The 14,533-nt window shown below is 63.1% G+C and carries 7 protein-coding genes; all 7 read left to right on the top strand.

Features of this window, described 5'->3' with window-relative positions; all coding sequences use genetic code 11:
• The first annotated feature begins 383 nt into the window (after nt 1-383).
• On the top strand, nt 384-653 hold the full coding sequence (gene rpsO, locus BLV04_RS17760) for a 30S ribosomal protein S15 (RefSeq protein ID WP_093035325.1): 270 nt from the start codon (nt 384-386) through the stop codon (nt 651-653).
• A gap of 182 nt (nt 654-835) precedes the next feature.
• A complete protein-coding gene (pnp, locus tag BLV04_RS17755) occupies nt 836-2,935 on the top strand; it encodes a polyribonucleotide nucleotidyltransferase (RefSeq protein WP_093035322.1) in 2,100 nt (699 codons plus the stop codon).
• 646 nt (nt 2,936-3,581) lie between these two features.
• Nucleotides 3,582-4,355, top strand: coding sequence for a competence/damage-inducible protein A (locus tag BLV04_RS17750; protein ID WP_093035319.1), 774 nt, complete (start codon nt 3,582-3,584; stop codon nt 4,353-4,355).
• Nucleotides 4,356-4,603: 248 nt separating this feature from the next.
• The gene (locus BLV04_RS17745) at nt 4,604-5,359 is read left to right on the top strand and encodes a response regulator transcription factor (RefSeq protein WP_281241863.1); all 756 of its coding nucleotides are present in this window, start codon (nt 4,604-4,606) and stop codon (nt 5,357-5,359) included.
• 262 nt (nt 5,360-5,621) lie between these two features.
• Nucleotides 5,622-7,331: an EAL domain-containing protein gene (locus tag BLV04_RS17740; RefSeq protein WP_093035313.1), complete on the top strand. Its 1,710-nt coding sequence runs from the start codon at nt 5,622-5,624 to the stop codon at nt 7,329-7,331.
• A gap of 136 nt (nt 7,332-7,467) precedes the next feature.
• Nucleotides 7,468-13,803: a PAS domain S-box protein gene (locus BLV04_RS17735; protein WP_175534684.1), complete on the top strand. Its 6,336-nt coding sequence runs from the start codon at nt 7,468-7,470 to the stop codon at nt 13,801-13,803.
• Between the two features lie 110 nt (nt 13,804-13,913).
• Entirely contained in the window at nt 13,914-14,435 is a 522-nt protein-coding gene (locus BLV04_RS17730) for an MraY family glycosyltransferase (RefSeq protein ID WP_093035307.1), read from the top strand.
• The last annotated feature ends 98 nt before the right edge of the window (nt 14,436-14,533 follow it).

Raw genomic sequence — 14,533 nt, 5'->3', positions numbered from 1 at the left:
CCGGTGCGGTATGCGTCATTTGTTGGATGGTTTGGCCGCGCCGGCTCCGACGACTGTCGGAGCCGGCGCGGTTTAAAGTATTAAGAATCTTAAACTCTAAACCGCGTCTCACTGGGATGAAGGATATCTCCGAAGCTAAACGAACAATGAAAACGACGCATGTCGTTCTGGACGCGGTTTAGCGCGTCATGATCCGCAGGCGATGAGGCCCGAGCAACCCGCGGTACTGCGGTGCGACGGCATTGTGCGGGATCGAAGGAAGTGTTTGCGTTTCAAACCCACGGTCCGATTCCCTGATGTCATTGTCGGGGCGATCCATCCCTCTTCCGAACCGGAGACGGACTTGGACCTTTTTTCTCCATCACATACTTGGGAGACCACCAATGACAATGACCGCAGCCGAGAAGAAACAGATTGTCGAAGACTACCGTCGTGCCGATACCGACACGGGGTCTCCGGAAGTGCAGGTCGCGCTCTTGACCGCGCGCATCCTGCAGCTCACCGATCATTTCAAGGAGCACAAGCACGATCATCACTCGCGCCGCGGTCTGGTGCGCATGGTCAATTCCCGTCGCAAGCTGCTCGATTATCTCAAGCGCAAGGATGTCGACCGCTATCGCGAGCTGATCACGCGTCTCGGCCTGCGCCGCTGACACGCCTCCCGACTCGGCGATCGGGCGGTCGGGATGCCCCCGATCCGCCCGCTCCCCGCGGAATGGATGCCGCCGGCGGCACCGACGCACAGCCCTGTCACCACAGCGCCTGCAGGCGCGCCTAAGGTGCAGGGGTCCAAGGCCCGGCGCTACGACGGACCACATACCCCGAGGATCTACTTGTGATTCCCAAAGCTATCGTTAAGCAATTCAAGCTCGGCGACCAGACAGTGACGCTCGAGACCGGCGAGATTGCGCGCCAGGCCGACGGCGCCGTGATGGTCAATGTCGACGATACGGTTGTTCTGGTCACGGTCGTCGTCGACAAGCGCCCCGGCGCGGTACGCGACTTCCTGCCCTTGACCGTCGATTATCAAGAAAAGACCTACGCAGCCGGCCGGATCCCCGGCGGCTTCTTCCGTCGCGAGGGGCGCCCGAGCGAGGTCGAGATTCTGACCTCGCGTCTGATCGACCGTCCGATCCGCCCGTTGTTTGCGAAGGGCTTTCGGCAAGAGATTCAGGTGATTGCGACGGTCAAGTCGCTCAACCCTGCAGTCAATCCCGAGGTTCCGGCAATGCTCGGCGTCTCCGCCGCATTGGCGATCTCGGGTGTCCCGTTCAACGGACCGATCGGCGCCGTGCGCGTCGGCTACAAGAACGGCGAGTACATCCTCAATCCGGCGGTCGTCGGCGTGGGTCCGGATTCGGATCTCGATCTGATCGTTGCCGGTACCGAGAAGGCCGTTCTGATGGTCGAGTCCGAGGCGCGCGGCCTTTCGGAAGAGATCATGCTCGGCGCTGTGCTGTTCGGCCATGAGCAGATGAGGCCGGCGATTGCCGCGATCCGCGAGCTGGCCGCTGAAGCGGGCAAGCCCCCGATCCAGTGGACGCCTGTGGTGGCGGACGACGCACTCGCCGATGCCGTGGCGAGCGCCTGCGGCGATCGAATCGCCGAAGCCTATCGCATCAAGGAGAAGCAGGAGCGTTATGCGGCCTTGGACGCGGTGCGTGCAGCGGTAGTCGCGGATCTGTGCGGCGGCGACGCACCGACCTGGAATGAGCAGCAGGTCATGGGCGCGATCGAGAAGTTCGAGAAGACCACCGTGCGCAGCTCGATCATCGCCGGCAACCCGCGTATCGACGGCCGCGACAACGTGACCGTGCGTCCCATCACGATCCGCACCGGCGTGCTGCCCCGCACCCATGGCTCGGCGCTCTTCACGCGCGGCGAGACCCAGGCGCTGGTCATCACGACCCTGGGCACCGAGCGTGATTCCCAGATCATCGACGCCCTGGAAGGCGAGCGGCGCGAGCACTTCATGCTCCACTACAACTTCCCGCCCTTCTGCGTCGGCGAGACGGGCCGCGTCGGCAGTCCCAAGCGGCGCGAGATCGGTCACGGCCGCTTGGCCAAACGCGGCGTCCTCGCCGTCATGCCGAGCATCGAAGAGTTCCCCTATTCGGTGCGTGTGGTCTCCGAGATCACCGAGTCCAACGGCTCGAGCTCCATGGCCAGTGTCTGCGGCACCAGTCTCTCGCTGATGGATGCCGGCGTACCCGTGAAGGGTCCGGTCGCCGGCGTGGCCATGGGACTGATCAAAGAGGGCGACGCCTTCGCCGTGCTGACCGACATCATGGGCGACGAGGATCATCTCGGCGACATGGACTTCAAGGTAGCCGGAACGGCGGAGGGCATCAATGCCCTGCAGATGGACATCAAGATCGAGGGCATCACCGCCGAGATCATGGAGACCGCACTCGGCCAGGCGAAAGCCGGCCGCCTGCACATCCTCGGCGAGATGAACAAGGTCATCGGCGCACACCGCACCGAGATGTCCGAGCATGCCCCGCGCATCATCGAGCTGAAGATCCATCCCGAGAAGATCCGCGACGTCATCGGCAAGGGCGGCTCCGTCATCCGTGCGATCACGGAAGAGACCGGCGCCACCATCGACATCAACGACGACGGCGTGGTCAAGATCTTCTCGGTCGAGAAGGCCGCGGGCGAGGAGGCCAAGCGCCGGATTCGTCTGATCACGGCCGATGTCGAGGTCGGCAAGATCTACGAGGGTCGCGTTGCACGTCTGATGGACTTCGGTGCCTTCGTCACCATCCTGCCGGGACGCGACGGTCTGGTGCACATCTCGCAGATCTGCGAGGAGCGCGTCCAGAGCGTGAGCGACAAGCTCTCCGAGGGCGATCAGGTCCGTGTCAAGGTCCTGGAGGTCGACAAGCAAGGCCGCATCCGTCTGAGCATGAAGGCCATCGAGCCCGGCGAATAATCGCCGCGTCTCATGGCATGTCGAAAAGGGGCCGATGGCCCCTTTTTTGTCTCTTCGAGAGACGCCGGTTTTTCGGATTTCAGCTCGCTCGGCACCTGTCGGTAGGAAGCCCCGAAACGCCAGTCGTGCCCTGCGCAGACGATCGGCCGAGAGCGAGGCCAACGGTCGTCGCAAAGCGCCGACACCCCCCGGGATAGACGACTTGCAGTCGTCCTCTTCCCAGGCGAGACCGAAGGAAGGCGCTTCACGGCGCTCCCGCCGGCGTTTGACCCCCGCCCGTCGTTGAAAAAGCCATCCCGGCGCTTCAAGCCGCTTCGACAACCAGCCGAAGAGCCTTCAGCCTAAAAGAGCAGTTGAACCGCAAAGGCGCAAAGGATGCAAAGGTGTTCAATGCCTTGCTTCAATGACGACATTCACCCAAAGGGTGAATGTCGTTCGCATGGCAAATTCTTGTTTTCCTTTGTGCCCTTTGCGCCTTTGCGGTTCCTAGATGCCGGACTTAGGTTCAGCGCGGTTCGCGAGATGACCGCAAACTTGCCGGCCGTCGGGACGGCAGAAGAGGACGACTGCAAGTCGTCTATCCCGGGGGAGCGGCGCGAAGTGCTACGATCCGTCGACGAGTCGAGAACACAAAGGCCATCCCCGTATGTCAACGCGTCCGCTCCGCCCACCGATAGCCTTCGGTCTGATCGTGATCGGCGACGAGATCCTCAAGGGCTCCCGCGTCGATGCCCATCTGAGCGCCTTCAAGGAGATGGTCGGCGAGCGCGGACAGGAGCTGGCGTGGCACTGGCTGCTCCCGGACGACCCGGAGGTGCTGGTCGCTCATCTGCGCTTCTCGCTGGCGCGCCCCGATCCGGTCTTCGTGTGCGGCGGCATCGGCGCGACGCCGGACGATCACACACGTGCCTGCGCCGCGACCGCGGCCGGTCTGGACCTGGTACGCCATCCCGAAGCCAAGGCGCTGCTTGAGGAGAAGTTCGGCACCGAGGCCTATCCCAACCGTATCCTCATGGCGGATCTGCCCGCAGGCTGCGATCTGATCCCGAATCCCGTCAATCGGATCCCCGGCTTTTCGCTGCGGGGGCACTGGTTTCTCCCAGGTTTCCCCCAAATGGCCTGGCCGATGGCGCAATGGGTTTTGGATCGATACTACGGCATCTCGGACAAGGTCCAGGAGATGGCACTCCAGGTCCTTGATGTTCCGGAAAGCCGTCTGATCACCTTGATGTACGATCTCGGCGAGCGGTTCCCCGATCTCAAGCTCTTCAGCCTGCCGCACATGGGCGAAAACGCACACATTCAGTTGGGCTTTCGCGGGCGCAGCGGACTCGAAGCGGCGATGGACGCCCTGCGCGAGCGGCTTGAGCGCGACGCGATTCCTTATCGAGAGGCAGAGTCGGATGCCCTGCGTCGTTGACAAAAAAGCCGCCATGGCGGGTGTGTGCGCCATGGCAGTCAATTGCTTGCTGCCGAATTCAAGCCCGAATGCGTGCCGGCCGAAGCAGAGTACCTGTAGAGGATTTTGAGGCTTGAGCCTCTTTTCTGTGCTTTATCTGGCACGAAGACGGTAAAGATGTGTTAAGTGCTCAAAAGACAACGCGCCCAAAGGTGCGTTCATAACCTGCCGTTTCAAAACGCGCCGCTCCGCTGAATGGGGTCGAGATCGTGCTCGGTGCCTGGATCATCGTTGAACCGGTACCCGCCCTCGGGGCAGCTCTTCAAGGAGAGACGACTATTCCAGCCAGCATTATCGTCGTCGAAGACGACCCGCGCATGGGCAGTGTCCTCATGCGTCATCTGACACGCGTGGGTTACGGGGTGTCGGTCGCCGCCAACGGATCCGAGATGCGCCGATTCTATCGCCGTGACGGTGCAGATCTTGTGCTCCTGGACCTCAACCTGGGTGCAGAGGACGGCATGGACCTGGCGCGCGAGCTCGTCGCCTCTACTGCCGCGGCCGTCATGATCGTGACCGGGCGCCATGATCTTCAGGATCGCATCGACGGGCTGGATGCCGGTGCCGACGACTACATCACCAAACCCTTCGAGGTCGATGAGCTGCTCGCGCGCATCCGAGCCGTGCTCAGACGACACGCGCTCGAGGCAAGCGTTCACGACACGATCCAACTCGGCACGGTGGCGCTTGAGCCGAGCGCCATGGTCCTGAGGGATGCGTCCAGCGGCGCCTGCGTGCGATTGACGGAAACGGAATCTCGCATCCTGGCAACCTTGATGCGTCAGCACGGACGAGCCCTGAGCCGTACACAATTACTGAACCGAGAGTCCCTGAACCCGGAAGACCGCACGGTCGATGTCCACATCGGCAACATTCGTCGCAAGCTGCGTGAAGGCGGTATCCGCAATCTCGTGATCTGGCCGGTGCGAGGCCATGGCTACCGCATGAGGCTCGAGCGCGACTGACACGATTCCGGCAGGCTCGAAGCGGACCCGGTCAGGCCCGCTCGACCTGCTCGGAGACTATGCAAGCCGGCGTCGATCCGCGCCGCTCGACGGTACCGTCGAACGCATCAGACCTTTACGAATCTTTACTTGAAGAGAACGAGGTCGGTTCTGCACAATACGCAATTGTCTCGAAGCTGCTTGACTCGGCCTAGGGCCCGGCCATTGCCTGCGAGCAGGTACGCGGTCGGGATCTGCGTGGTGTCTTGATTGGAGGCTCTTCATGCGTTTGATCTGTCTCGATGACGATCCTCGAATCGAGGCCGTTCTGGGCCGTTTCCTAAAGCGGTTCGGGCATGGTGTCGATTTCCATGTGTCGGTCTCCTCCTTCAAGGCCGCGCTCGCGTCGGATCTCCCCGATGTTGTCCTCCTTGATCTCGGTCTGGGCCGGGAGAACGGCATCGATGTCATCCACTGGCTGGCCGAGGTTCACCCCCGGATTCCCGTCGTGCTCCTCTCGGGGCATGGCCACGATCTGCTCGATACCGCGCGGCGCGTCGCCCGCTCCACCGGGATTCAAGTTCTCGGAGCGGTATCGAAGTCGCGGATGGTCAAGGAGCTTCCCGCAATTCTGGGGAGGCGCGTCACGGCGACATCGCGAGGACCGCATCAAACCCTGCAAGCCCGGGATGCCATTACCCGCCAGGATTTGGAATGGCAGATCCGTGGCGGCGGCATCCTCCCCTATTTTCAACCCATCGTCTCGCCGGACAACGGGCGTCTGAAGGGTGTGGAGGTTCTCGCGCGCCTGCGGCTGCCGAGCGGACAGATCCTCGGTGCAGGCGAGTTCATTCCGCTCGCCGAATCGAGCGGGCTTATCTACGAGGTCACCGAGACCCTGTTCGAGCGCCTCATCGAGTCGACCGAGACATTGGAGGCATCCGGCCTGACCTTCATTTCGGTGAACCTGTCGCCGCTGATCCTGCAGCAGGAACGGGCCTTGGTCTTGGTGCGCCGTCTCGTCGACGGGCTTGCGGGGATCTGCGCCGTCAAGATCGAGATGACCGAGAGCGCCGCCAGCGCCTACCCCGACATCCTGCGCAGCGTGGCGGCTCAGATCCATCTCATGGGGGCCTCGCTGGCAATCGACGATTTCGGGATCGGCTATTCCTCGATGCGTGCTCTGGCGGAGCTGCCGTTCGATACGCTCAAGATCGATCTGTCGTTCGTCTCGGAGATGTTCGATTCGCCGAAGGCACTCAGATTGCTGCGTGCCATGATCGCCTTCGGCCGGACGCTGGAGATGCAGGTGGTTGCCGAGGGGGTGGAGACGGAGGCGCAGAGTCGATTGTTGATTGAGGCAGGCGTCGATCTCGCGCAAGGCTATCTGTTCGGAAAACCCATGACAGCGGAGGATTTGGCGAGCACCTTCTCCATATCGCGGGTAGCTGGCGAGTCCAAATGCGGGCCGGAGCCGAGCGTTTCGGCCGGGGGAGGGGATGGGGTCGGAGCTGGCAGGACCGTCATGGTCGTCGACGACGACCAGCGCATGCTGCATGCCACGGCACGCCTGGTGACGGCCTGGGGCTACCGATGCGAGACCTTCACCGATGCACGCACCGCATTGCAGGTGAGCGAAACCGCTGCACCGCAGCTTCTCATCGTCGACATCTACATGCCGGAGCTCGACGGGTTCGAGGTGATCAAACGGATGCGCCGGATCGCGCCCTCGACGCGGATCATTGCCGTGAGCGGCGACGTGGTTCGCGGACATCACACCAACGTTCTGGATATGTGTCTTGTCTTGGGCTCGGATGCTGTTCTGCAAAAGCCGATTGCCCCGGATCGACTCCGGGCCGCGGTCGAACGTCTGATCGGCGGACCGAGCCCGATCGAGTCGAGCGGTGCGACCGTCGAGTCCGAGTGCCCGCCCGAGCCGCAGCGGGTCGAGGAACCGCAGGGCACCGACCGCGCCGAGGTCCCGGGGACGTAGGCGGCTCGGTTTTTCCTTCGAGGGGATCGATGTTGCTGACGCCTCGCGAGCCTCGACGTTCGGCGCAATCCGGCTCCGAAGGTCGTGTCAAGCAGCAATGGTCGATGCATGCACACTCGAGTGCGGAGCGACAGGTGTGAAGCAGCAGTCAAGTCTCGTCGATGCAGTGAAACCGGGTGCCGACATGGGCCCGGTTCGCATCGCCGCCCTCACGGTCTTGCTGGCCGTGCTCGCCGTGGCCGGCAACCACTTCAACCTTTCGCTCTTCTTCGGTTTGCAGATCATCTTTGGATCCGTGGCCGTGCTCTTGGCGATTGTTTGGCTCGGGACCCGAGCCGGCTTGATCGTCGCAGCCGCCTCCGGTGCCTATACCTATCTCCTTTGGGATCATCCCTTCACGCTGTTGATTCTTTTGGCCGAGGCGGCTTTCGTGGGCTGGCATCGGGATCGTGCGCGCAGGCGCGGTTGCGAGGTGCCGGCCCTCGGTCTCTCGGTGACGCTCTATTGGGCTTTGATCGGCATCCCCTTGGTTCTGCTGTTCTATCGTGTCGTCATGGGGATGGTCTGGCACCAGACCCTTGTGGTTGCGGTCAAGCAGTCCTTAAACGGCATCCTGAACGCGGCCTTGGCGGGGTTGGTCATCATCGTCGTCGCCTTGGTCAGACGTCGCCCCGGCAGCCTCTCGGCACGGCAGGTGTTGTTCACGCTCTTCCTCTCGGGGTCTCTACTGCCGTCGATCCTCGTCGTGGCATGGGAGAATCGCGATCTCAAGGATCGTTTGGAGCTGGATCTCGCCGATCGTTTGAGGACATTCGGCGTGCTCGCGATCCACGATCTCGACACACATGCACACGAAGGGCCGACAGGGGCGTCCGAGATTCAGGCCCATGTGCAGGAGATGACCCGGCTCTTCGCCGCCACATTGCCCGAGCATGCAGAGTTCAAGGTCCGCCCGACCGGTCCGCCCGGGGACCTTGCGCCGATCGCGAGTGTCCCGAATAGAAGCCTTTCCCGAACCGCTGCAGAGGATTTGGTCATTTCACTGCCGGAGGATTGGCATCCCTCGCGCATGGCGCTCTGGCGACAAGCGCACTATCGCATGATCCTGACGCTTGCTGCCCCGACATTCGGCGAGGCTCTGTTGATCGAGCTCAGTGCGGCCCCGCTGGTCGACGAGCTGCACCGGGTGGTTCTGCGGCTGCTGACAGTCCTGTTGGCGATCGCGGGGATCGCGATCCTGCTGGCCGACCGCGTCTCATTGTTGCTGGTGCGTCCATTGAAGCAGCTCGTCGAGATCGCGACCGCATTGCCCGCTCGGATCGTCACGGGCGAGACGGTGGCCGTCCCGTCGTCCGGGCTCCTGACCGAGGGGCGTGTGCTGACCGAAGCCTTCGGTGTCATGGCCGACGGTCTCGCCGACAGCTTCGCGGCGATCGAGCGCGAGCGCGACACGCAAATCCGGCTGCGCTCCGTTCGGGATCTGCAGGAGCAGATGCTGGCCGGTTTATCGGCGTCCGGGGAAGACGAGCGCACGGCTTCAGAGCGGCTCTGTACCCTGGTTGAAGCCCTTGTCCCGACATGCCGCTGTGTTTTGTTCAGGCAGGGTTCGGCCGACTCCCTCGTGCACTTCGCCGGGTTCGGCCTTGGTGCTGCCGAGCAAACGGCCCTGGATCGCCGGTTGAGCAACGGGAATCCCGGCGAAGCGTTGCTCTCGGAGTCCGCGAGTCGGGTCTTTGTCGTGGAGTCGGCCGCGGATGCGGTCGGTACGGATGCCGCCGGTACGCAGGAGCCTGTCATCCTCCCGAATGTCCGCAGGGCCTTCTGGTGGTGCTGCCCTTTTTTCGCGCAAGACGGCAGACCCGCGGGCCTCCTGGCGATTGGTCCGTCTCGATTGCGCGAGCCCGACGCGGCGGTGCCGGAGATTCTGGAGACGGCGGCGGACCTCGCCGCGCTGGCATTCGACACCCTGCGCACCCGTCGCCGCCATGCCGTTCTGATCAAGGCACTGACGCAGGCCGGCACCGGGATCGTCGTTGCGCGCCGAGTCGGCGAATCGGATTTCCGCATCAGCTATGTCAATCAGGGTTTCGAGACGCTGACCGGCTATCGAGCGGACGAGGTCATGGGTCTGAACTGTCGCCTTCTTCAGGGCGAGGACCGCGATCAGCCGGAACGCGCGAGGATTCGGGCCGCACTTGCTGCCGGCGAGCCCTGCCAGGCCACGCTGCGAAACTACCGAAAGGACGGAACGCGGTTCTGGAATGCCCTGAATCTCGCCCCGCTGTTCGACTCCCGGGGCGAGGTGACGCACTACGTCGGCATCCAGCAGGATCTGACGCCGGTGCAAGAAGCCATGGAGCGTCTGGCACGCAGCGAAGCCTCGTTGCGCGAGGCGCAGGCGACCGCCCATCTCGGCAGTTGGGACCTGGATTATGTCGGCGGTCGAGTCGAATGGTCCGACGAGGCGTTTCGACTCCTCGGCTATGCGCCGGGCGCCGTGCAACCGAGCCATGATGCCTTCTTTGCGGTCGTGCACGCGGAGGATGCGGCGCGGGTTCGAGCCGAGATGGACGCCGCGCTGACGCGTCCCGACGGTCATTATGCCGTCGAGCATCGGGTGCTGGGTCCGGACGGCGTGCTCAGGATCCTGCGCGAGGAGGGGCGTGCGTATCTCGCCGACGACGGCACGCCGGTCAGGCTTGCCGGGACCAGTCTAGACATCACCGCTCAGCGCGCGGTCGAAGATGCCTTGCGGGTGCAGGAAGAGCGGTATCGACTGGTTGTCGAGAACATCGAGGACCTGGTGGTCCGCACCAATGGGCAGGGCCGATTCGAGTATGTCAGCCCCTCTTATTGCCGTCTTTTCGATCGCAACGAGGCCGAGCTGATCGGTAGCCATTTCATGCCGCTTGTCCATCCGGACGACCGCGAAAGCACGGCGGAGGCGATTGCTGCACTGCAGAACCCTCCTTACACCTGTCTGGTCGAGCAACGCGCCGAGACGGTGCTCGGTTGGCGATGGTTGCAGTGGGTCGATCGCGCCGTTGTCGACGCGACCGGCCGGATCGGGTCGATTGTCGGGATCGGACGCGACATCACGGAGCGCAAGGTGGCGGAGCTGGCGTTGGCGGAGGAGCGTCGCCGTCTGTCCGACATCATCGACGGCACGCGGATCGGGACCTGGGAGTGGGATCTCGTCACGAACGTCCTGACCTTGAATCGGCGTTGGGCCGAGATGCTCGGACACCGTCTCGAGGATCTGATGCCGACCACTATCGAGACCTGGCGGCGCTTCTGTCATCCCGAGGATCTCCCGCGAGCCGAGGCCGAGATCGCTCGACATCTCGGCGGCGAGACCGAGCAGTACCGCCTCGAGGTGCGGATGCTGCACAACGCCGGGCATGTGATCTGGGTCCACGACCAGGGACGCATCTCGGCACGCGATGCGCATGGTCGGCCTCTACGCATGGCCGGTACCCACGAGGACATTACCGACCGTAAGGAGGCCGAGCTCGAGCTGATTCAACGCGAGGCTCTCGAGCGCGAGCTCCTCGGGTTGGCCTCGGACTTCGTCGCCGTCTATGACGAGAACCTCGACCCGCTGATCGATCGAACGCTCGAGCGGCTCGGCTGCTTCACCCGATCTGATCGGGCCTATGTGTTCCGAATAGATCCGATAGCCGACACCATGAGCAACAGCCATGAGTGGGTGGCCCCGGGGGTCGAGCCGATGATCGAGCATCTGCAAAACCATCCGATCGAGCATTACTCCGCCTCGATGCGGGAGCTCGAGTCCGGTCTGACGGCTGTGGTTCCCCGTGTCGCGGATCTACCGGACGCCTGGTCGGCGGAGCGCAAGATCCTCGAGCTTCAATCGATCCAGTCGGTCGTCCTGGTGCCCCTGATGCAGGATCAACGCCTGGTCGGTTTCGTCGGCTTCGATGCTGTCCAGGCGCCGCGCGACTGGTCGGAGGCGGAGGTTCGCTTCCTGCGGGTGTTCGCGAGCATCCTGGTGAGTGCATTCGCGCGTGCCCGCACCTACTCGGAGCTGCACGAAAGCAATCAGCGTTACGACGAGCTCGCGCTCCAAAGCCGAATCGTCAACTGGGAGGTCGACGCCGACGGTACCTACACCTATCTCAGCCCGGCGGTCGAGGCCGTCTGGGGTTACCGCTCCGAGGAGCTGGTCGGTCGGAGACACTTCTACGACCTCGCGCCCGAGACCGTGCGTGACCGCGTCAAGGCCGAGGGCTTGCAGCACTTTGGACACAGGGATCGCTTGACCGACTACGTCAACCCGATTCGTCGGCCCGACGGTTCGACGATTTGGGTGCAGACCAATGGCGCTCCGGTCGTCGCCGCGGATGGCACGCTGCTGGGATACCGAGGCACCGACGTCGATGTCAGCGAGCGGCATCGGGTGCAGGAGCAGCTTGCGGAAAGCGAGGCACGTCTCAGCGCGGTCATCGAGAATGCACCCATCGGGATCGCGATCGCGGGTCCCAACCGGCGGCTGCATCTGGCCAACCGTGCGCTTGGTGAGTTTCTCGGCTATGTCGCGCAGGATCTGGTCGGGATGCGCTTCGACGATCTGAGCTGCCCGGACGATCTTATGAATGAGCTTCCCCTGTTCCGTGACCTCTTGGCGGGAAAGCGGGATGTCTACCGGATCACCAAGCGCTACTGCAAGCGTGACGGCTCGCTTGCCTGGGGCGATCTACGGGTCGTCGCCTTGCCGGGAGGAGGCGTTGACCGGCCCATCATACTCGGCATGGTCGAGGACATCACCGAGTTTCAGGCCGCGACCGAGCGCCGCCGCGAGCTTGAGGCAGCGATGGCGCGCTATACCGAGAATCTGGAGACACTGGTCGACCTGGCGAGCCGATCCCTGTCCGTCGACGAGGAGCTCCCCGCTTTGCTGGAGCTGGGCTGCTTGGGATTGTTGCTGGAGGCGGCCGACATCGGCACGATCGAAGAGGGTTCGACCTACCGTCCGGTGACCTGGTATCCGTGCGACAGGATGGCCGGAAGCGGCTCCGGGTCCGAATGCATGCTGAGCGCCGACATGGCCGACGCAGAGCCCGGATTGCCCCGTGTCCTGGTCGGCGAGCAGTTGCCTGCCTCGGCCCGGGAAGCGGGCTACGCGTCGTGCGTTGCGATGATATTGCGCTGGACGGCACCGAAGGGCGCGGCAAGCGCCCTGATGATCCGGTTTTGGGGACGCTCGGCGCGATCGGAGCTCTCGGGTCCAGATCGGGAGCTGGTCCGCCTGATCGGGCAGCGCATCGTCGCACAGCAGTTCGAGCACCAATTGCAGGATGCGCTCATCCATTCGAAGGAGCGCGAGACCATCGGTCATCTGGCGAGCGGCGTGGCGCACGACTTCAACAACCTGCTCGGGGTGATCGACGCCAACCTCTATTACCTGGAGGCTATCCTCGGCGATGAGCATGGCGATCCGGAGGTGGCTCAGGTCATCGAGGAAACCCAAAGCGCGCTCGGTCAAGCGAAGGTCGTCACCTCGGGCATGCTGTCGCTGAGTCGTGCCGGCGGCATCGTACTGGAGACCGTGCCGATCGAGAAGACGATTCGCGAGCTGGTGACGATCCTGAAGCAGATCCTCCCCGCCAAGATTCAGCTCGCCTTGGATCTTCAGCCCGGGCTCGACGCCCAAAGCAATGCCGCATTTCTCCAAGCGGCCTTGTTGAATCTCGTCCTGAATGCGCGTGATGCCATGCCTGACGGCGGAAATCTTGCGATCGAGGTGCGGACGGTCGCATGGGATGACTCGGTCCCGCTTGCAGTCGGGCGACTGGATGAGGGCGAGTATGTCCAGGTCCGGGTCATCGATACCGGGTGCGGGATGTCCGAGGCGACTCTGGATAGACTCTTCGAGCCGCTGTTTTCGACCAAGGCCAAGCAGCGCGGGCATGGGCTGGGAATGTTCATGGTTCAGGAGTTCGTGATGCGCTCCGGTGCGGGCTTGATCGTGGCATCTCGGATCGGGAAGGGGACCGAATTTAGGCTGCTAATGCCGCGCGCGAGCGCAGGAGCTGCAACGCGCGGTGACCTCGGCACGGCCGACGCGCATCCGGCCAAGTCCATGCTGCGGATTCTCGTCGTCGACGACGACCCGCGTGTTCGGGACTCGGTCGGGCGCCTGCTGATCCTCGAGGGCAGTCTGGTCGCCTTCGCCGAAAACGGCGCGGACGCCCTCGCGTGCCTGCGCCGCGACGCCGACTTTGACCTGGTGCTGTCGGATCTGGCGATGCCGGTCATGGATGGTGCGGCGCTTTGTCGTGCGCTGGCCGAGGCGTTTCCGAGCCTACCCGTGATCCTGATGACCGGACAGGCCCCGTCGCTGTTTCTGCTCGACGATCTTCCGAGCAAGCCGACCGTGCTGCGAAAGCCCATCGATCAGCGCGCGCTGCGCGCCGCGATTGTGGAGGCGACTGCCCGAGTCGGCTCCTGATTCGAGCCGGGTTCGATGGGGCACTCTTTACATTTCTTCATTGGAGCGGTGCAACCCCCTTCGCGTATCTTGAGCGCAGATCGTTCCCTCCCGCGCTTGGAGCAAGCTGTATGTTGGTTGTTGCTTCAATTCTTTCGAGTGCGCTGGCTGCCTGGATTCTTCTTCGCGGACTTTATCCTTTGTCGTATCGCATCGGTCTGTTGGACAGGCCGGACCGGAAACGGAAACGCCACGAGAGGCCGGTTCCGCTGATCGGAGGTATTGCAATCTACGGTGGAATTCTGGCCGGATCTCTGTGGTGGCTTCCGCTTTCTTCTTCTCATCTCTTCATGCTGCTCGGTGCAGGCTTGCTGGTCGCGCTGGGTGCCTTCGACGATCGTTTCAAACTCGGCGTCGGCGTTCGTTTTCTCGGACAATCGATGAGTGCGCTTCTCATGATCTTCGGCGCCGATGTCCAACTCGACTCGTTCGGTAATCTTCTCGGGAACGGGCCGGTTGTGCTCGGAGCCCTTGCAGTTCCTCTGACCCTGATCGCGATCGTGGGCATGATCAATGCCTTTAATATGATCGACGGGATGGACGGTCTCGCCGGAGGTTTGACGCTCATGCGGAAAGGTATTCGACGGCATTAAGAAGAAGATTGTCGATTCGCGTGGCCGCGAGATCATGACCACGTCGAGCCCGGCCGTCGTCGTAGAATATCTTGCACCCCTGGATCCGGTCCTATCCA

It is taken from the genome of Thiocapsa roseopersicina (assembly GCF_900106925.1).
In the GTDB taxonomy this organism is placed as follows: domain Bacteria; phylum Pseudomonadota; class Gammaproteobacteria; order Chromatiales; family Chromatiaceae; genus Thiocapsa; species Thiocapsa roseopersicina.
This window is presented reverse-complemented; position numbering and strand designations above follow the sequence as displayed.

Bases quoted from the DNA above. Each gene is read 5' to 3' on its own strand.
- rpsO (WP_093035325.1), top strand. From the start codon at position 384: ATGACAATGACCGCAGCCGAGAAGAAACAGATTGTCGAAGACTACCGT.
- BLV04_RS17730 (WP_093035307.1), top strand. From the start codon at position 13,914: ATGTTGGTTGTTGCTTCAATTCTTTCGAGTGCGCTGGCTGCCTGGATT.
- BLV04_RS17750 (WP_093035319.1), top strand. From the start codon at position 3,582: ATGTCAACGCGTCCGCTCCGCCCACCGATAGCCTTCGGTCTGATCGTG.
- BLV04_RS17740 (WP_093035313.1), top strand. From the start codon at position 5,622: ATGCGTTTGATCTGTCTCGATGACGATCCTCGAATCGAGGCCGTTCTG.